Source organism: Pseudomonas sp. JV245A (genome assembly GCF_032424515.1).
GTDB lineage: Bacteria > Pseudomonadota > Gammaproteobacteria > Pseudomonadales > Pseudomonadaceae > Aquipseudomonas > Aquipseudomonas protegens.
In genome coordinates this window covers 55,130-74,251 of record NZ_VYKE01000009.1, presented here as the reverse complement: position 1 = coordinate 74,251, position 19,122 = coordinate 55,130, and the positions used below count along the sequence as shown (strand labels likewise).

General features: G+C 62.3%; 17 protein-coding genes and 3 tRNA genes. 17 read left to right on the top strand and 3 right to left on the bottom strand.

Annotation, left to right across the window (positions count from 1 at the left end; translation table 11 throughout):
- Nucleotides 1-93: 93 nt before the first annotated feature.
- The 5 genes from F6S12_RS04780 to F6S12_RS04760 all read left to right on the top strand — a co-directional run bounded on the left by F6S12_RS04780 (nt 94) and on the right by F6S12_RS04760 (nt 7,156).
- Entirely contained in the window at nt 94-858 is a 765-nt protein-coding gene (locus F6S12_RS04780) for a class I SAM-dependent methyltransferase (RefSeq protein WP_015634897.1), read from the top strand.
- 51 nt (nt 859-909) lie between these two features.
- Nucleotides 910-1,992 carry a 3-isopropylmalate dehydrogenase gene (leuB, locus tag F6S12_RS04775; protein ID WP_077933678.1) on the top strand — a complete coding sequence of 361 codons (1,083 nt, stop codon included), beginning with the start codon at nt 910-912 and terminating at the stop codon, nt 1,990-1,992.
- Between the two features lie 54 nt (nt 1,993-2,046).
- Nucleotides 2,047-3,159: an aspartate-semialdehyde dehydrogenase gene (gene asd / locus F6S12_RS04770; protein ID WP_161467179.1), complete on the top strand. Its 1,113-nt coding sequence runs from the start codon at nt 2,047-2,049 to the stop codon at nt 3,157-3,159.
- A 180-nt stretch (nt 3,160-3,339) separates the two neighbouring features.
- Nucleotides 3,340-4,350: an aspartate-semialdehyde dehydrogenase gene (locus tag F6S12_RS04765; RefSeq protein WP_161467178.1), complete on the top strand. Its 1,011-nt coding sequence runs from the start codon at nt 3,340-3,342 to the stop codon at nt 4,348-4,350.
- Between the two features lie 205 nt (nt 4,351-4,555).
- Nucleotides 4,556-7,156: a FimV/HubP family polar landmark protein gene (locus F6S12_RS04760; RefSeq protein ID WP_315868761.1), complete on the top strand. Its 2,601-nt coding sequence runs from the start codon at nt 4,556-4,558 to the stop codon at nt 7,154-7,156.
- A gap of 77 nt (nt 7,157-7,233) precedes the next feature.
- On the opposite strand, the gene F6S12_RS04755 is transcribed toward F6S12_RS04760, so the two are convergent.
- Nucleotides 7,234-7,893: a M24 family metallopeptidase gene (locus tag F6S12_RS04755; protein WP_194237315.1), complete on the bottom strand. Its 660-nt coding sequence runs from the start codon at nt 7,891-7,893 to the stop codon at nt 7,234-7,236.
- Nucleotides 7,894-8,121: 228 nt separating this feature from the next.
- Between F6S12_RS04755 and truA the strand changes: the two genes are divergently transcribed.
- The 12 genes from truA (at nt 8,122) to F6S12_RS04695 (ending at nt 17,536) form a co-directional block, all read left to right on the top strand.
- On the top strand, nt 8,122-8,946 hold the full coding sequence (gene truA / locus F6S12_RS04750; protein ID WP_011060382.1) for a tRNA pseudouridine(38-40) synthase TruA: 825 nt from the start codon (nt 8,122-8,124) through the stop codon (nt 8,944-8,946).
- Nucleotides 8,947-9,007: 61 nt separating this feature from the next.
- Entirely contained in the window at nt 9,008-9,640 is a 633-nt protein-coding gene (locus F6S12_RS04745) for a phosphoribosylanthranilate isomerase (RefSeq protein WP_011060383.1), read from the top strand.
- Between the two features lie 259 nt (nt 9,641-9,899).
- Entirely contained in the window at nt 9,900-10,820 is a 921-nt protein-coding gene (gene accD, locus F6S12_RS04740) for an acetyl-CoA carboxylase, carboxyltransferase subunit beta (RefSeq protein ID WP_019094939.1), read from the top strand.
- Nucleotides 10,817-12,124 carry a bifunctional tetrahydrofolate synthase/dihydrofolate synthase gene (folC, locus tag F6S12_RS04735; RefSeq protein WP_011060385.1) on the top strand — a complete coding sequence of 436 codons (1,308 nt, stop codon included), beginning with the start codon at nt 10,817-10,819 and terminating at the stop codon, nt 12,122-12,124. Before accD ends, folC begins: the two co-directional genes overlap by 4 nt.
- Nucleotides 12,108-12,767, top strand: coding sequence for an SPOR domain-containing protein (locus F6S12_RS04730; protein WP_161467175.1), 660 nt, complete (start codon nt 12,108-12,110; stop codon nt 12,765-12,767). The genes folC and F6S12_RS04730 overlap by 17 nt, the downstream gene beginning before the upstream one ends.
- 98 nt (nt 12,768-12,865) lie before the next feature.
- The gene (locus F6S12_RS04725; RefSeq protein ID WP_019094938.1) at nt 12,866-13,423 is read left to right on the top strand and encodes a CvpA family protein; all 558 of its coding nucleotides are present in this window, start codon (nt 12,866-12,868) and stop codon (nt 13,421-13,423) included.
- 41 nt (nt 13,424-13,464) lie between these two features.
- Nucleotides 13,465-14,970, top strand: a complete 1,506-nt coding sequence (gene purF, locus F6S12_RS04720) for an amidophosphoribosyltransferase (RefSeq protein ID WP_011060388.1) — start codon at nt 13,465-13,467, stop codon at nt 14,968-14,970.
- Between the two features lie 36 nt (nt 14,971-15,006).
- Nucleotides 15,007-16,218, top strand: coding sequence for an O-succinylhomoserine sulfhydrylase (locus F6S12_RS04715; RefSeq protein WP_015634907.1), 1,212 nt, complete (start codon nt 15,007-15,009; stop codon nt 16,216-16,218).
- Nucleotides 16,215-16,991, top strand: coding sequence for an SDR family oxidoreductase (locus F6S12_RS04710; protein WP_041117029.1), 777 nt, complete (start codon nt 16,215-16,217; stop codon nt 16,989-16,991). Before F6S12_RS04715 ends, F6S12_RS04710 begins: the two co-directional genes overlap by 4 nt.
- Before the next feature lie 154 nt (nt 16,992-17,145).
- Nucleotides 17,146-17,221 (top strand) — tRNA-Val (locus F6S12_RS04705).
- A gap of 59 nt (nt 17,222-17,280) precedes the next feature.
- Nucleotides 17,281-17,357: transfer RNA gene (locus tag F6S12_RS04700), tRNA-Asp, on the top strand.
- 102 nt (nt 17,358-17,459) lie between these two features.
- Nucleotides 17,460-17,536, top strand: a tRNA-Asp gene (locus F6S12_RS04695).
- Between the two features lie 8 nt (nt 17,537-17,544).
- Here the strand turns inward: F6S12_RS04695 and F6S12_RS04690 are convergent.
- On the bottom strand, nt 17,545-17,730 hold the full coding sequence (locus F6S12_RS04690) for a hypothetical protein (RefSeq protein WP_141323316.1): 186 nt from the start codon (nt 17,728-17,730) through the stop codon (nt 17,545-17,547).
- Between the two features lie 13 nt (nt 17,731-17,743).
- On the bottom strand, nt 17,744-19,027 hold the full coding sequence (locus F6S12_RS04685) for an NAD(P)/FAD-dependent oxidoreductase (protein WP_011060391.1): 1,284 nt from the start codon (nt 19,025-19,027) through the stop codon (nt 17,744-17,746).
- Between the last annotated feature and the right edge of the window lie 95 nt (nt 19,028-19,122).

The window sequence follows — 19,122 nt, the reverse complement described above, 5'->3', positions numbered from 1 at the left end:
TGCCTGATCGACGGCAAGCCGGCCCCTACGGATGGCGTTGTAGGAGCTGGCTTGCCCGCGAACGCCGTTTCCCTTGCCCAAAAGGATCGCCCCATGACCAGCAACGCCCACAGCCAGGTAGTACAGAAGCAATTTGGCGAGCAGGCTTCGGCCTACCTGAGTAGCACCGTGCACGCTCAGGGTGCCGAATTCGCCTTGCTGCAGGCCGAGGTGGCAGGCAAGGGCACAGCCCGGCTCCTGGACCTGGGCTGCGGTGCCGGCCACGTCAGTTTTCATGTCGCGCCGCAGGTCAGGGAAGTGGTGGCCTACGACCTCTCCCAGCAGATGCTGGATGTGGTGGCAGGGGCGGCGCAGGAGCGCGGGCTGGGTAACATCCGCACCGTACTGGGCGCCGCCGAGCGCCTGCCGTTCGCCGATGGCGAGTTCGACTTCGTCTTCAGCCGTTACTCGGCCCACCATTGGAGCGACCTGGGCCTGGCCCTGCGGGAAGTGCGCCGGGTCCTGAAGCCGGGCGGCGTGGCGGCGTTCATCGATGTCTTGTCGCCGGGCAGTCCGCTGCTGGACACTTACCTGCAAAGCGTCGAAGTGCTGCGCGATACCAGCCATGTGCGCGATTATTCGGCGGGTGAATGGCTGCGCCAGGTCAGCGAGGCCGGCCTGCACACCCGCAGTACCAGCCGTCAGCGCCTGCGCCTGGAGTACAGCTCCTGGGTCGAGCGCATGCGCACTCCCGAGCCGTTGCGGGTGGCGATCCGCCAGTTGCAGCAGGCAATGGGTAACGAAGTGCGTGAATATTTTGAGATTGCCGCCGACGGTTCGTTCAGTACAGATGTACTGGTGCTGTGGGCCGAGCGATAGACTTTTTCCGGGCACGCCTGCGGGCGTGCCGACAGAGCAAACGAGGAACGCATGAGCAAGCAGATTCTGATTCTCCCCGGTGACGGTATTGGCCCGGAAATCATGGCCGAGGCGGTCAAGGTCCTGGAATTGGCCAACGACAAGTACAGCCTGGGCTTCGAGCTGAGCCACGACGTGATCGGCGGTGCGGCCATCGACAAGCACGGTGTGCCCCTGGCCGATGAGACCCTGGATCGTGCCCGGGCCGCCGATGCGGTGCTGATGGGCGCCGTGGGCGGCCCGAAGTGGGACAAGATCGAGCGTGACATCCGCCCTGAGCGCGGCCTGCTGAAGATTCGTGCGCAACTGGGCCTGTTCGGCAACCTGCGCCCGGCGATCCTCTACCCGCAATTGGCCGATGCTTCGAGCCTGAAACCTGAAATCGTCTCCGGCCTGGACATCCTCATCGTTCGGGAGCTGACCGGTGGCATCTACTTCGGCGCGCCACGGGGCACCCGCGAACTGGAAAACGGCGAACGCCAGTCCTACGACACCCTGCCGTACAGCGAGAGTGAAATCCGCCGTATTGCCCGGGTCGGCTTCGACATGGCCCGCGTGCGCGGCAAGAAGCTGTGCTCGGTGGACAAGGCCAACGTCCTGGCGTCCAGCCAACTGTGGCGTGAAGTGGTCGAGCAAGTGGCCAAGGACTACCCGGATGTCGAGTTGAGCCACATGTACGTGGACAACGCCGCCATGCAACTGGTGCGTGCGCCGAAGCAGTTCGATGTGATAGTCACCGACAACATGTTCGGCGATATTCTTTCCGACGAAGCCTCGATGCTTACCGGTTCCATCGGCATGCTGCCGTCGGCGTCCCTGGATGCCAACAACAAGGGCATGTACGAGCCATGCCACGGTTCGGCGCCGGACATCGCCGGGCAGGGCATTGCCAACCCGCTGGCGACCATCCTCTCGGTGTCGATGATGTTGCGCTACAGCTTCAACCTGACCGAGGCCGCGGACGCCATCGAGCAGGCCGTGAGCCGGGTCCTGGACCAGGGTTTGCGCACCGGCGACATCTGGTCGGCCGGTTGCACCAAAGTCGGTACGCAGGAAATGGGCGATGCAGTAGTCGCCGCGCTGCGGAATCTGTAATCTTTCGGGCCCACTGCACAGACAGTGGCCCACTTTTGTATAGGTGTAGTTGCGATGAAACGTGTAGGTCTGATCGGTTGGCGCGGTATGGTCGGTTCCGTGCTCATGCAGCGGATGCTGGAAGAGCAGGACTTCGATCTTATTGAACCGGTGTTTTTCACCACTTCCAATGTCGGTGGCCAGGGGCCGTCGGTGGGCAAGGACATTGCTCCGCTGAAGGACGCCTACAACATTGAAGAGTTGAAAACCCTCGACGTGATTCTGACCTGCCAGGGTGGCGACTACACCAGCGAAGTCTTCCCCAAGCTGCGTGAAGCCGGCTGGCAGGGTTACTGGATTGACGCCGCTTCCAGCCTGCGCATGGAAGATGATGCGGTGATCATCCTTGACCCGGTGAACCGCAAGGTCATCGACCAGCAACTGGATGCCGGGACCAAGAACTACATCGGTGGCAACTGCACCGTCAGCCTGATGCTGATGGGCCTGGGCGGCCTGTTCGAAGCCGGCCTGGTGGAGTGGATGAGCGCCATGACCTACCAGGCAGCCTCCGGCGCCGGCGCGCAGAACATGCGTGAGCTGATCAAGCAAATGGGCGCGACCCACGCGGCCGTCGCTGATGACCTGGCCAACCCGGCCAGCGCCATCCTCGACATCGACCGCAAAGTGGCCGAAGCCATGCGCAGCGATGCCTATCCGACCGAGAACTTCGGCGTGCCGCTGGCCGGTAGCCTGATCCCGTGGATCGACAAGGAACTGCCCAACGGCCAGAGCCGTGAAGAGTGGAAGGCCCAGGCCGAGACCAACAAGATCCTCGGTCGCTTCAAGAGCCCGATCCCGGTGGATGGTATCTGCGTGCGCATCGGCGCCATGCGCTGCCACAGCCAGGCGCTGACCATCAAGCTCAACAAGGATGTGCCAATCGCCGATATCGAAGGGCTGATCAGCCAGCACAACCCTTGGGTCAAGCTGGTGCCTAACCAGCGTGATATCAGCATTCAGGAGCTGAGCCCGACCAAGGTCACCGGCACCCTGAACATTCCGGTGGGCCGCCTGCGCAAGCTGAACATGGGCTCGCAGTTCCTGGGCGCCTTCACTGTCGGCGACCAGTTGCTGTGGGGGGCGGCCGAGCCGCTGCGCCGCATGCTGCGGATCCTGCTGGAGCGTTGATTCTCTGAGCGCTTGAAATAGCCCGCCCCTTGCACAAGGCGCGGGCTTTTTCATGCCCACCGCAGGAGTGGGCTTGCCCGCCAAGAGTGCTTCGTTCCAGCCACAGCTCCCCCCGCGAATTGCCTCGCCACCCCGTGCCGGGTAAAGTGCCGCTCCCCCCGTTTCGCCTGAGGTAGCACCATGACTCCTTCCCTTGATATTGCCGTGATCGGTGCCACCGGTACTGTCGGCGAAACCCTGGTGCAGATTCTGGAAGAACGTGACTTCCCCGTTGCCAACCTGCACCTGCTGGCCAGTAGCGAGTCGGCCGGTCATTCGGTGCCGTTCCGCGGCAAGAACGTGCGGGTGCGTGAAGTCGACGAGTTCGATTTCAGCAAGGTCCAGCTGGCGTTCTTCGCGGCCGGCCCGGCGGTGACCCTGAGTTTTGCCCCGCGTGCCACGGCGGCCAACTGCGCGGTGATCGATCTTTCCGGTGCCTTGCCTTCGACCCAGGCGCCCAATGTCGTTCCCGAAGCCAATGCCCAGGTGCTGGCCGGCTTGAAAAAACCATTGCAACTGAGCAGCCCGAGCGCTTCGGCTACCGCCCTGGCCGTGGCGCTGGCGCCGTTGCAAGGCTTGCTGGACATCCAGCGGGTCAACCTGACCGCCAGCCTGGCGATCTCCAGCCAGGGCCGTGAGGCCGTCAGCGAGCTGGCCCGGCAGACGGCCGAACTGTTGAATGTGCGCCCCATGGAGCCACGCTTTTTCGATCGGCAAGTGGCCTTCAACCTGCTGGCCCAGATCGGCACTCCAGACGCCCAGGGCCATACCCTGCTGGAAAAGCGCCTGGTCCGGGAGTTGCGCGAGGTGCTGGGGCAGCCTTTATTAAAGATTTCTGTCACTTGCATTCAAGCACCGGTATTTTTTGGCGATAGCTATAGCGTGACTCTGCAGTCAGACAGCGCCGTTGACCTGGCGGCAGTCAATGCGGCGCTGGAAGCGGCCCCCGGCCTGGAGCTGGTGGAGGCGGGCGACTATCCGACTGCCGTGGGTGACGCCGTGGGCCAGGATGTTGTCTATGTGGGGCGGGTTCGTTCCGGGGTCGACGACCCGACGGAACTGAATCTGTGGCTGACCTCGGATAACGTACGCAAAGGTGCGGCCTTGAACGCTGTGCAGCTGGCTGAATTGTTGATAAAAGACCTGCTGTAAAAGATACTTGGCAACAATTTGCAGAATGAATCTAGCCGGGCGCTATGCTTGGCAAGTTGCTGGAGGTGAGTGGCCGTCAGGTGCTCCCGGGGCATGCAAGAAATAATCGCGCGTCGTGGTCGTTGATGGTCCCGCGCAATGCCTGTTGGCAGCCGCTACAAAACCTTCTCGCTGGCCGAGGAATGTTCAAACAAAGGATGAGGCTATGGTTCAAGTTCGCAAACTGGTGTTAGCAATAGCGGCCGCCTCGGCGCTGTCCTCCGGTATGGCGCAGGCGCTTGGGCTTGGGGAGCTGACCCTGAAGTCGAGTCTGAACCAGCCTCTGGTAGCAGAAATCGAATTGCTCGATGTCAAGGACCTCACTGCCGCCGAGGTAGTGCCCAGCCTTGCGCCGGCAGAAGAGTTCGCCAAGGCCGGCGTTGATCGCCAGGCCTTTCTCAACGACCTGCGTTTCACTCCGATTCTCAATCCCGGCGGCAAGAGTGTGCTGCGGGTGACCTCGAGCCAGCCGCTGTCGGAGCCGATGGTCAAGTTCCTGGTGCAGGTGATGTGGCCCAACGGCCGCCTGCTGCGCGACTACAGTGTGCTGCTGGACCCTTCGAAATTCTCCCCGCAGGCCGCCGCCGCTGCCCAGAGCGCGCCAGTAGGCGCCCCGGCGGTAAGTGCCCCGGTCACCCGCGCCAACAAGTCCGGCAAGCCGGAGCAGTACACCACCTCGGCCCGTGACACCTTGTGGGAAATCGCCGCCAAGAACCGCAACGGTGCCTCTATCCAGCAGACCATGCTGGCGATCCAGGCGCTGAACCCGGATGCCTTTATCGATGGCAACATCAATCGGCTGAAGACCGGCAAGGTGCTGCGCCTGCCCGATGTGGTGCAGAGCACCGCGCTGCCGCAGCCCAAGGCAATTGCTGAAGTGGCGGCGCAGAATGCTGCCTGGCGCCAGGGCCGCCGCGCCGGTGCCCGTGGTCAGCAGCAGGTGGACGCGACTCGTCGCGCCGGTGCCGACAAGGCGCCCAAGCAGGTCAACACCAAGGACAACCTGAGCCTGGTGTCCGCTGAAAACGGCAAGACCCGGGGCAAGGGCGCAGCCGGCGATGCCAAGGCGCTGAACAACAAGCTGGCGGTGACTCAGGAAAGCCTCGACGCAACCCGTCGTGACAACGCCGAGCTCAAGGAGCGCATGGCGGACCTGCAAAGCCAGCTGGACAAGCTGCAGCGCCTGATCGAATTGAAGAACAACCAGTTGGCCAAGATGCAGGCCGAGGGCGCAGGTACTGCGGTACCTAGTGCCCAGCCAGCTCCGGCAATGCCAGCTGAGTTGGTGGCCAAGCCCGAAGCGCCAGCCCCACTGGTGGCGCCAGCGGCCCCGGCCAGCGAGCCGGCTGCCAAGCCTGCTGAGGATGCCGTTCCCGCCAAGAGCGACGAAGATAAATACTCCGATCTGCTGACCAACCCGATCCTGCTGGGGCTGGTGGGTGGCGGTGCGGTATTGGTCTTGTTGCTGCTGTTGCTGTTGCTGGCTCGTCGCCGCAAGGCTCAGCAGGAAGCGGAGAAGCACTTGCGCATGGCGCGGGCACTGTCGGAGGAAAGCGATTTCACCGAGGAAATGGACCTGCCGGAAAGCAGCTTCGAAGGCCTTGAGGTTCCAGCACCAAGCGTTAATCTCGCTCCAGCTCCAGCTCCAGCTCCAGCTCCAGCTCCAGCTCCAGCTCCAGCGCCGGTGGTGGCGCCCGCTCCGGTAGCCCCGGTCGAGCGGGCCACCGATGTGCTGGGCCAGGCTCAGAATCACATCGATGCCGGCCGCCTGAACCAGGCCGCGGCGATTCTCGAAGAAGCGGTCAAGTTGGAGCCGCAACGCAGTGATCTGCGTCTGAAGCTGATGGAGGTCTACGCGCATCAGGGTGACCGCAGCGCCTTTGTCGCCCAGGAACGGCAGTTGGTGGCCAATGGCGATAACCACGCTCAGGTCGAGCAACTGAAAAGTCGCTTCCCGGCAATGGTCGCGGTAGCGGCGGCAGCTGGCCTGGCCACTGCGGCCGTGGCAGCCGAACTGGATGCCGAGTACGTCAAGGAGCTGCTGCAGGACGAACCGCCAGCGCCTGAGCCGGCTGCTCCGGTAGAAGGCCTGGATGCGGATTTTGACCTGAGCCTGGATGACCTGGAGGCGGCTTCGCCGGCAGTGCTCACCCCTGAACCTGAAACCGAGCTGGAAGACTTCCCGCTGGATGACGACCTGAGCTTTGGCTCGGTGCTCGAGCAGCAGCTTGCTCCCGAGGAAAACCTGGACGACCTGGGTGATTTCGATCTGGACCTGGGGGCTGATCTACCGGCGGCGAAGCCGAGCGATGAAGATTTCCTGCTGAGCCTGGACGACGACCTCAAGGACCTGCCGGCAGGCGACGTGCCTACCGTCACCGACCCGGCCCTGGATGACCTGGATCTGTCGGCGGACTTCGATCTGTCCCTGGCCGATGAGCTGGATGCTGGCGCGGACTCCAAGGACGCCTTCACTTCCGAGCTGGATGATGTCAACGCCGAACTGGATCGTCTGAGCCAGAGCCTTGATCAGCCGGAGCCGGCGATCCCCAGCTTCACTGCCGAGGATGCCGCTGCAGCGCCTGATGAGGCGGACTTCGACTTCCTCTCCGGCAGCGATGAGGTGGCCACCAAGCTCGATCTGGCCCAGGCCTATATCGATATGGGGGATAACGACGGTGCGCGGGACATCCTCGGTGAGGTGCTGAGCGAAGGTAACGAAGGGCAGAAGAGCGAAGCCCAGGAGATGCTGGGGCGACTGGCCTGAAGTAACCTGATGCTTGAACAGAACGGCAGCCGATGAGGCTGCCGTTTTTGTTGGTGGCGCTGCGGTGGCGGTGAGGCTCAGGCCAGCAGGTCTTCGTAAAAGGCACCGAAGGGCCGGGTAGGGTGGGCGATCTGGATTTCCAGGATCCACAGACCCACTTGCGGGCAGGCGGCGAAATCTCCCAGGTCCCCGGCGCGGTAGATGGCGTGGGGAAAGTCGCTGACCCGATGGCCCTTGATATCCAGATTGAGTGCCCAGCCCATGGCTCGGGCCTGTTCCTGTGCATAGCGATAGAGTTCAGGGCCAGCCACCAGGTGGCTCTGCCAGTGGTCGTGGACCTGGTCGAACAGGCTTTTCGCCGCGGCGGCACAGGCATGCATTTCAGCGTCGTCGCCGACCACGAACGTCGCCCCGCAATCACCTTCATGGCGATCCCAGACCACGCCCAGGTCGATGAAGAACAGATCGTTTTCCTGGAGTAGCGGATCGCCATCGGAGCGTTGCTTGAAGGTTTTCAGGGTATTGGCGCCAAAGCGGATCAGCAGCGGATGCCAGATTCGCTCCATACCCATCTCCCGCAGGACTTGCAGGCCCATTTCCCTGGCGGCGGATTCCTGCATGCCCGGCTTGACCTGCCGGGCGATCTGCCCGATGGCCTCCCAGGTCATGCGCTTGGCATGGAGCATGCCCTCCAGGCTGTAGGCCAGGCCTACGGCTTCTTTGCTGGTTGCGTTCATTCATCGGCTCTCGATCAGGGGGCTTTGTTGTTTTCGATATATAAAAAACTATATAGCGTTTGCCTGTGGGCGGATGCAATCGCCCTGTGGGCGGCTGTATGGCTGATCAATCTGCAAACAAAGCCCGACAGCCCGTGGCGTCTATTGTCTGCGGCCCTATAATGAGCGCCTTTGCGCATATCAGCAGGCTGTAAGTTCTTGGCAAATATAGATAACCCGGCCGCCGAAATGGCAGCCGAAGGCTTTTCCCGAATCGCCCTGGGTGTGGAATACAAGGGCTCGCGCTACCGCGGCTGGCAGCGTCAGGCCTCCGGTGTGCCCAGTGTCCAGGAAACCCTGGAGAAGGCCCTGTCCCGGGTCGCGGATTCTCCGGTGGTGGTGTCCTGTGCCGGACGCACCGATGCCGGGGTGCATGCCTGCGGGCAGGTGGTGCATTTCGATACTCAGGCCGTGCGTTCGATGAAGGCCTGGGTGATGGGGGCCAATATCAATTTGCCCCACGACATCAGCGTCAGCTGGGCCAAGGAGATGCCCGCGCATTTTCACGCACGGTTCAAGGCGATCGCCCGGCGTTACCGTTATGTGATCTACAACGATCAGATCCGTCCAGCCCATCTCAACGAAGAAATCACCTGGAACCACCGGCCGCTGGATATCGAGCGCATGGCCCAGGCTGCCGCGTTCCTGGTGGGCACCCATGATTTCAGCGCGTTCCGGGCCGGGCAGTGCCAGGCCAAGTCGCCGATCAAGGAGATCCATCACCTTCGGGTCACCCGGCACGGCAAGATGATCGTCCTGGATATTCGTGCCAGCGCCTTCCTGCATCACATGGTGCGCAACATCGCCGGGGTGCTGATGACCATCGGTGCCGGCGAGCGGCCGGTGGAGTGGGCGCGAGAAGTGCTGGAAAGCCGGATCCGGCGTACCGGCGGCGTCACCGCCCATCCTTTTGGCCTGTACCTGGTGCAGGTCGAATACAAGGACGAGTTCCAGTTGCCCGAGCGATACATCGGGCCACATTTCCTCAGCGGATTCTCGGAACTTGACGGCTGACGCCCGGAAAAGCATTTGCTACCATCCGGGACTTTCCGGATTTGCCCCCGAGGTTCATGACATGCCAGCTGTTCGCAGCAAGATCTGCGGGATTACCCGCATAGAAGATGCGTTGGCAGCAGTGGCGGCGGGGGCCGATGCCATCGGCCTGGTGTTCTATGCCAAGAGCCCGCGGGCGGTGAATGTGCAGCAGGCGCGGGCAATCATCGCCGCCTTGCCGCCGTTCGTGACCAGCGTCGGCCTCTTCGTCAATGCCAGTCGTTGCGAGCTGGGGGAGATTCTCGACGCCGTACCGCTGGACTTGCTGCAGTTTCATGGCGATGAGTCGGCGGCTGATTGCGAGGGCTATCACCGGCCCTATATCAAGGCGTTGCGGGTCAAGGCCGGGGATGACATCGCGGCGGCCTGCCTGGCCTATCCGCGGGCCAGCGGGATTCTGCTGGATACCTATGTCGAAGGCGTGCCGGGTGGAACCGGCGAGGCGTTCGACTGGTCCCTGGTTCCTCAGGGGCTGAGCAAGCCGATCATTCTTGCCGGTGGCCTCACGCCAGATAACGTGGCGGCAGCCATCGCCCGGGTGCGCCCGTATGCGGTGGATGTCAGCGGCGGGGTGGAGCAGGGCAAGGGCATCAAGGACCCGGCAAAGATTCAGGCATTTATGCAGGCAGTGCGTCGCAGCAACGAGTCGATGTGACGGCTGGCAGTCTGCCGCCGTCCATAACACCACTGTACAAAACAGGCAGGCGTCGCCTTCAGGCGGGGTCGGAATCGAGTGGCAACCGCTCTGGAGCGGGTTGTCGGGATGGCTGAGGAAAGGTTCGTTGCAGGCAGGTCGAGCCCGGTGCTGACCGCGGCAGCGAACTGATCATCGCCGCACACATGAATTTAGCTCAAGGGCATACGCGGGGCTGCGAACCAGAGCGTTCGGGCCGCCGGTACTGGAGAAAGAAAGCATGAGCAACTGGTTAGTAGACAAACTGATCCCTTCGATCATGCGTTCCGAGGTGAAGAAAAGCTCGGTGCCTGAAGGTCTTTGGCACAAGTGCCCATCCTGCGAGGCGGTGCTCTATCGTCCGGAGCTGGAAAAGACCCTGGATGTTTGCCCCAAGTGCAACCACCACATGCGCATCGGTGCGCGTGCCCGTATCGATATCTTCCTCGACGCCGAAGGCCGTGCCGAACTGGGCGCTGACCTGGAGCCAGTGGACCGTCTGAAGTTCCGCGACGGCAAGAAGTACAAGGACCGCCTGACCGCTGCGCAGAAGCAGACCGGCGAGAAAGATGCGCTGATCTCCATGAGTGGCACCCTGCTGGGCATGCCGGTGGTGGTCTCGGCTTTCGAATTTTCCTTCATGGGGGGCTCCATGGGCGCCATCGTCGGCGAGCGTTTCGTGCGCGCCGCCAACTACGCCCTGGAAAACCGCTGCCCGATGATCTGCTTCTCCGCCTCCGGTGGTGCGCGGATGCAGGAAGCCCTGATCTCTCTGATGCAGATGGCCAAGACCTCCGCGGTACTGGCGCGCCTGCGTGAAGAAGGCATCCCGTTCATCTCCGTGTTGACCGACCCGGTCTACGGCGGCGTTTCCGCCAGCCTGGCGATGCTGGGCGACGTGATTGTCGCCGAGCCAAAAGCCCTGGTGGGCTTCGCCGGTCCTCGAGTGATCGAGCAGACCGTGCGGGAAAAACTGCCTGAAGGTTTCCAGCGCAGTGAGTTCCTGCTGGAGCATGGTGCGATCGACATGATCATCTCCCGTCAGGAACTGCGTCCGCGCCTGGGCAATCTGCTGGCCCAGCTGATGGGCCTGCCGACGCCGGAATTCGTCGCGGCGCCGGTCGAGCCGATCGTGGTGCCGCCGGCTCCAGCAAACCTATGACCCAACGTACCCTGGGCGAATGGCTCGCCTACCTCGAGCAGTTGCACCCCTCGGCCATCGACATGGGGCTGGCGCGCTCGCAGCAGGTAGCATCCCAGATGGGGCTGGGCAAGCCGGCGCCCCGGGTGGTCACGGTAACCGGTACCAATGGCAAGGGCTCTACCTGCGCTTTTGTCGCTTCCCTGCTGCGGGCCCAGGGCCTGCAGGTGGGGGTCTACAGTTCGCCGCACCTGCTGCGCTATAACGAGCGGGTGCAGATCAATGGCGTCGAGGCCACAGACGAGCAGTTGTGCGAAGCCTTTGCTGCGGTAGAGGCGGGGCGCGGCGAAGTCACCCTGACTTACTTCGAGATGGGCACTCTGGCAGCGTTCTGGCTGTTTCAGCAGGCGGCGCTGGATGCCGTGGTCCTGGAGGTGGGGTTGGGTGGCCGCCTGGATACGGTCAATCTGGTGGATGCCGACCTGGCGCTGGTGACCAGTATTGGTGTCGATCACATCGAATACCTGGGCGATTCCCGCGAATCCGTGGCCTTCGAGAAGGCCGGGATCTTTCGTCCTGGCGCTCCGGCGCTATGTGGCGACCTGGATCCGCCGCAACCCTTGCTGGACAAGGCGCGGGAGCTGGGCTGCCCGTTTTTCCTGCGGGGGCGGGACTTTGATCTCGGGGTCACTGACCAGCATTGGCAGTGGCGTGGCCTGGATGCCCAGGGCAAGCCGGTCGAGCTGCAAGACCTGCCATTGCTGGATCTGCCTATGGAAAATGCCGCTCTGGCGTTGCAGGCCTATCTGCTCACCGGTTTGCCATGGCAGCCGGAGCGGATCAGCGCAGCCTTGCGCCAGACCCGGGTTACCGGGCGTCTGGATCGCCGGCAGGTCGACTGGCAGGGCAAGCGCCTGAACCTGCTGCTGGACGTCGGTCACAACCCCCATGCCGCCCAGTACCTGGCTGAGCGCCTGGCGCGCCGGCCTGTGCCGGGCAAGCGTCTGGCGGTGTTCGGGCTGCTGGCGGACAAGGATCTGGAGGGCGTGATTGGCTGCCTGAAAGGGGCGGTCCGGCACTGGGCGGTAGCGCCTCTGGACACGCCGCGGGCGCGCCCGGTGGAGGATTTGCAGCAGGCTCTGGAGAACCTTGGTGCTTCGGTAGCGTCCTATTCCAGTGTGGCTGCCGCGCTGGAAGCGCAATGCGCGCAAGCCACTGCAGATGACGAAATTCTGCTGTTCGGTTCTTTTTATTGTGTTGCCGAGGCGCTTGAGTGGCTCGCCCGGCGCTCCACGGAGGAAGCTGCACATGGCAATGCTGGATAACGTCTACAAGCAGCGAATGGTCGGAGCACTGGTGTTGGTGGCCTTGGCGGTGATCTTTCTGCCAATGCTGTTCTCGCGCGAGGATGAGCAGCGTCATGTGACGGTGGATGTGCCGTCGGCGCCGCAAGCCGCGGCCATGCCGCAGGTCCAGGTCGAGCCGGTAGTTGTGCCTGAGCCTCAGGTACTGCCCGAGGGCTCTGTGCCAGCCGACGAGCACGAGCCTGTGGTGCAACAAGCGCCATCGACCCTGATCGCACCGGCCCCGGTGGTGGCTCCTGCTCCGACCGTGGCCAGCAAGCCTGCGCCTGTGGCCAAGCCTGCGCCGACACCGGCTCCGGTTCCGCCGCAGCCCGTGGCCAGTGCCAAGCCCGATACCAGCCAGAGCCGGGTCGATGCCAATGGCTTGTCCGTCAGTTGGTCGGTGCAACTGGCCAGTCTGTCGAGCCGTGAAAGCGCGGAAAACCTGCAGAAAACCCTGCGCAGCCAGGGTTATAACGCCTATATCCGTTCCGCCGAAGGCAAGAACCGGGTATTTGTCGGGCCGCTGATCGAGCGCGCCGAAGCTGATCGCCTGCGTGACCTGCTGGGGCGTCAGCATAATCTCAAGGGTTTCGTGGTGCGCTTCCAGCCAGAGCGTGGCTAAGGCTATCCGCTTGATTTTAAAAGCACAGTGAATCGCAGCTTACCGACAGCCAAGCGCTCTGTTAAAATGCGCCGCCTTATCCGTCTGTAGGCTGCACTGTGCCATTTACCTGGGTTGACTGGGCGATCGTTGCAATAATCGCCATCTCCGCTTTGATCAGCTTGAGCCGCGGTTTCGTCAAAGAAGCCTTGTCGTTGCTTACCTGGATCATCGCAGGAGTCGTTGCCTGGATGTTTGGTGGCTCACTGTCCGAGTACCTAGGCGGTTATATCGAAACTCCCTCGGCTCGCGTGATCGCGGGCTGCGCAATCATGTTTGTCGCCACCTTGCTGGTGGGGGCAATGGTCAACTATCTCATCGGCGAGTTGATTCGCGTCACCGGCCTCTCCGGGACCGATCGATTCCTCGGCATGGCCTTCGGCGCTGCGCGTGGCGCGCTGCTGGTGGTCGTGGCGATCGGGCTCCTGAGCCTGGGGCCGGTACAGCAGGATTCCTGGTGGCAACAGTCGCGACTGGTGCCACAATTTCTATTGGTTGCAGACTGGTCCAAGAACCTCATATTGGGGTGGAGCAGTCAGTGGCTGGCCAGCGGTATCAGCGTACCCGCTGAAATACCGTTCAAGGAGCACCTCTTACCGGCCAAAACGCCTCAGTAAGATGGGTTCAGTTCAGTTTCATTAAGTAGGGGTTGCGTCGCATGTGTGGCATCGTCGGTATCGTCGGTAAGTCGAACGTCAATCAGGCGCTGTATGACGCGCTAACCGTCCTCCAGCACCGCGGCCAGGACGCTGCCGGTATCGTGACCAGCCATGATGGCCGGTTATTCCTGCGCAAGGACAACGGCCTGGTGCGTGATGTGTTCCAGCAGCGGCACATGCAGCGCCTGGTAGGCCACATGGGCATCGGCCATGTCCGCTATCCAACCGCGGGTAGCTCGACCTCGGCCGAGGCTCAGCCGTTCTACGTCAACTCGCCTTACGGCATCACCCTGGCGCACAACGGCAACCTGACCAATGTGGAGCAGTTGGCCAAGGAGATCTACGAGTCCGACCTGCGCCACGTCAACACCAACTCCGACTCTGAAGTGCTGCTCAACGTGTTTGCCCACGAGCTGGCCCAGCGTGGCAAGTTGCAGCCTACCGAGGAAGATGTGTTTGCCGCCGTCACCGACGTGCACAACCGTTGCGTGGGTGGCTACGCGGTGGTGGCCATGATCACCGGCTACGGCATTGTCGGTTTCCGTGACCCCCACGGTATCCGTCCGATCGTCTTCGGCCAGCGTCATACCGACGAAGGCGTGGAATACATGATCGCCTCGGAAAGCGTTTCCCTGGATGTGCTGGGCTTCACCCTGATTCGCGATCTGGCTCCGGGCGAAGCGGTCTACATCACTGAAGAGGGCAAGCTCTATACCCGCCAGTGCGCCACCAACCCGCAACTCACGCCGTGCATCTTCGAGCACGTATATCTGGCCCGCCCGGATTCGATCATTGATGGCGTCTCGGTGTACAAGGCGCGCCTGCGCATGGGTGAGAAGCTGGCAGAGAAGATCCTGCGCGAGCGCCCTGAGCACGATATCGACGTGGTGATCCCGATTCCGGATACCAGCCGCACTGCGGCGCTGGAGCTGGCGAACCATCTGGGGGTCAAGTTCCGCGAAGGTTTCGTCAAGAACCGCTACATCGGCCGTACCTTCATCATGCCGGGCCAGGCGGCGCGGAAGAAATCCGTACGCCAGAAGCTCAATGCGATCGAACTGGAATTTCGCGGCAAGAACGTGATGCTGGTGGACGACTCCATCGTCCGTGGCACCACCTGCAAGCAGATTATCCAGATGGCCCGTGAAGCGGGCGCGAAGAACGTCTACTTCTGCTCGGCTGCACCTGCCGTGCGTTACCCGAACGTGTATGGCATCGACATGCCGAGCGCCCACGAGTTGATCGCCCACAATCGTTCGACCCAGGACGTGGCAGACCTGATCGGCGCCGACTGGCTGATCTACCAGGACTTGCCGGACCTGATCGAGGCGGTCGGTGGTGGCAAGATCAAGATCGAGAACTTCGACTGCGCGGTGTTCGACGGCAAGTACGTTACCGGCGACGTCGACGAGGCCTACCTGAACAAGATCGAGAACGCTCGTAACGATGCGTCCAAGGCCAAGACCCAGGCGGTCAGCGCCATCATCGATCTGTACAACAACTGATCCGAGCATTTTAAGAAGACATTAGGAGTAGGCGGCATGAGTCAGGATTGGGATGCCGGTCGGCTGGACAGCGACCTTGAAGGCGTAGCGTTCGATACCCTGGCGGTGCGCGCCGGCCAACACCGCTCGCCGGAAGGCGAGCACGGTGACCCGATGTTCTTCACCTCCAGCTATGTGTTCCGTACGGCCGCCGATGCGGCGGCGCGGTTTGCTGGCGAAGTGCCGGGCAACGTCTATTCGCGCTACACCAACCCCACCGTGCGTTCCTTCGAAGAGCGCATCGCGGCGCTGGAAGGGGCTGAGCAGGCTGTGGCGACCGCCACTGGCATGGCGGCCATTCTCTCGGTGGTCATGAGCCTGTGCAGCGCCGGCGATCATGTGCTGGTGTCGCGCAGCGTGTTCGGCTCCACCATCAGCCTGTTCGAGAAGTACTTCAAGCGCTTTGGTGTTGAAGTCGATTACGTGCCTCTGGCGGACCTGTCCGGCTGGGATGCGGCGATCAAGAGCAATACCAGGCTGCTGTTCGTCGAGTCGCCCTCCAATCCGCTGGCCGAGCTGGTGGATATCGCCGCGTTGGCGGAGGTGGCCCATGCCAAGGGTGCAATGCTGGTGGTGGATAACTGTTTCTGCACTCCGGCCTTGCAGCAGCCGTTGAAGCTGGGAGCGGACGTGGTGGTGCATTCGGCGACCAAGTTCATCGACGGCCAGGGTCGTTGCATGGGCGGCGTGGTGGCCGGGCGCAGCGAGCAGATGAAAGAAGTGGTGGGTTTCCTGCGTACCGCGGGGCCGACCCTGAGCCCGTTCAACGCCTGGATCTTCCTCAAGGGCCTGGAAACCCTCAACCTGCGGATGCGTGCTCATTGTGCCAATGCCCTGGCCCTGGCTGAGTGGCTGGAGCAGCAGGAGGGCGTCGAGAAGGTGCACTACGCAGGCCTTGCCAGCCATCCGCAGCACGAGCTGGCCAAGCGTCAGCAGCGTGGTTTTGGCGCGGTGGTGAGTTTTGAGGTCAAGGGCGGCAAAGAGGGCGCCTGGCGCTTTATCGATGCCACGCGACTGATCTCCATTACCGCCAACCTCGGCGACAGCAAAACCACCATCACCCATCCGAGCACCACGTCCCACGGGCGCCTGGCGCCTCAGGAGCGTGAAGCGGCAGGCATTCGCGACAGCCTGATCCGCATCGCGGTGGGGCTGGAGGACGTGGTCGACCTGCAAGCCGACCTGGCTCGCGGCCTGGCAGCCTTGTGATCGAGTTGTCCACGCCCCAGGGCGGCGGCAACGGGCGTGTCGCGCTGGTGACCGGCGCGGCCCGGGGTATCGGCCTGGGTATCGCTGCCTGGCTGATCAGCGAAGGCTGGCAGGTGGTGTTGACCGATCTCGATCGTGAGCGTGGCTCCAAGGTGGCCAAGGTGCTGGGTGAAAGCGCCTGGTTCATCACCATGGACGTGGCCGATGAAGTGCAAGTGGCCCAGGGGGTGGCTGAGGTGCTGGGGCAGTTCGGGCGTCTCGACGCCCTGGTCTGCAATGCCGCTGTAGCTGACCCGCACAACATCACCCTGGAAAGCCTGGATCTGGCCTACTGGAATCGGGTCATGGCGGTGAACCTGGGCGGGCCGATGCTGCTGGCTAAGCACTGTGCGCCGTATTTGCGCGCCCATGGCGGCGCCATCGTCAATCTGGCCTCTACCCGCGCCAGGCAATCGGAGCCTGACAGCGAAGCCTACGCGGCGAGCAAGGGGGGGCTGCTGGCCTTGACTCATGCCCTGGCGATCAGCTTGGGGCCGGAGATTCGGGTCAATGCGGTAAGCCCCGGCTGGATCGATGCCCGGGATCCTGCGGTGCGTCGCGCAGAGCCGTTATCCGATGCCGATCATGCCCAGCATCCGGCAGGCAGGGTAGGGACGGTGGAAGATGTGGCCTCCATGGTGGCCTGGCTGCTGTCCCGCAATTCGGGCTTTGTCACCGGCCAGGAATTCGTGGTGGACGGTGGCATGACCAAGAAAATGATTTATCAGGAATAAGGGGGGTAGCGAGTTTGTGGCTGCAAGCCCAAGAGGAGCGCCTCTGGCTCTTGGTGCGAAGTTTCTGCTTGCTGCTGTTTTTGAAAAAAACTTCAAGCCTGCTATTGACTTAGCTTCGTTACCTGCGTAAATTTCGCGGCCTCAGCGAAGCAAAGGGTGATTAGCTCAGCCGGGAGAGCGTCTGCCTTACAAGCAGAATGTCGGCGGTTCGATCCCGTCATCACCCACCATTCCCTGAGTCTCTTTCGCAAGAAAGAGGGAAGCTTCCAAGGAAGCCTCCAACCGACGCGCAGCGGTAGTTCAGTCGGTTAGAATACCGGCCTGTCACGCCGGGGGTCGCGGGTTCGAGTCCCGTCCGCTGCGCCATATTTTCCAAGTCGGGTTCGCCTGACTTGAGATTGAGGAAGCCTCGAAGCTCTTCAATCAGATGATTTAAACGGTTCACATGGACGCAAGTCCAAGCGATACGCAGCGGTAGTTCAGTCGGTTAGAATACCGGCCTGTCACGCCGGGGGTCGCGGGTTCGAGTCCCGTCCGCTGCGCCATATCAGCCTCAAGGATCACTGAACGCCTTGAGGCAACGAGACAAGCCAACAGCTTGTTTCGCATCGATAGCAAAGACCCTGGTCGCAAGACCGGGGTTTTTTGTTTTCGGGATTCGCTCTTTGGCAGCGTCTTTTGCTTGCTGTTGATCGAACACAAAAAAACCGCCTGCTCGGCGGTTTTTTTGTGCTTGCAAGGAGGTTTGGCTTTCAGAAGCCGAGCTTGTCCCGAAGGCTGTAGTACCAAGCGCCCAGGGCGGTGAATGGCGTGCGCAGCAACTGGCCGCCGGGGAAGGGGTAGTGAGGCAGGTCGGCAAAGGCGTCAAAGCGCTCAGCCTGGCCGCGCAGGGCCTCCGCCAGGACTTTCCCGGCCAGGTGGGTGTAGGTCACGCCGTGGCCGCTGCAGCCCTGGGAGTAGTAGATATTGTCCCCCAGGCGCCCAACCTGGGGCAGGCGCGACAGCGTCAGCAGGAAGTTGCCGGTCCAGGCGTAATCGATCTTCACGTTCTGCAGTTGCGGGAAGGCCTTGAGCATCTTCGGTCGGATGATGGCCTCGATGTTCGCCGGGTCGCGGGCGCCATACACCACGCCGCCACCGAAAATCAGGCGCTTGTCGCCGGAGAGGCGGTAGTAGTCCAGCAGGTAGTTGCAGTCTTCGACGCAGTAATCCTGGGGCAACAGGCTGGCTGCCAGCTCATCGCTCAGGGGCTCGGTGGTGATGACCTGGGTTCCGCAAGGCATGGACTTGGCTGCCAGCTCCGGAACCAGATTGCCCAGGTAGGCATTGCCGGCAACGATGATGAATTTGGCGCGGACCTTTCCTTGGGGCGTGTGGACCACCGGATTGGCGCCGCGCTCGATGCGGATTGCCGGGGACTGTTCATAGAGGGTGCCGCCCAGCGACTCCACGGCAGCCGCTTCACCCAGTGCCAGGTTCAGTGGATGGATGTGGCCGCCGCTCATGTCGAGCATGCCGCCCTTGTATTGATCGCAGGCCACGATTTCGCGGATACGCCGCTCATCCAGCAATTCCAGCTGGGTGTGACCGTAGCGCTCCCACAGGCGCTTCTGCGACTCCAGATGACCCATCTGCTTGCTGGTCAGCGCTGCGAATACACCGCCGTCCTTCAGATCGCACTGGATCTGGTATTTGGCCACCCGTTCACGAATGATCCGGCCGCCCTCAAAGGCCATCTGCCCCAGCAGTTGTGCCTGCTTGGGGCCGACGCTGCGTTCGATCACGTCGATATCGCGGCTGTAGCTGTTGACGATCTGCCCGCCATTGCGCCCTGAAGCGCCAAAGCCGACCTTGGCGGCCTCCAGTACGGTCACACGAAAGCCGTTTTCCAGGAGGAACAGGGCGCTGGACAGGCCGGTATAACCCGCACCGATCACGCAGACATCGGTTTCAATCTCGCCTTGGAGCATCGGACGTTCCGGAGCCGCATTGGCCGATGCCGCGTAATAGGACTGTGGGTAGGGAATGTTCGCCATCCTGCGACCTCATGTGTTTAATATATTTTACGAGTGCGCCGATGCTACCTGAGTTGCAAATGAGCTGCCAGACAGAAGAAAAAACTTCTTCATCC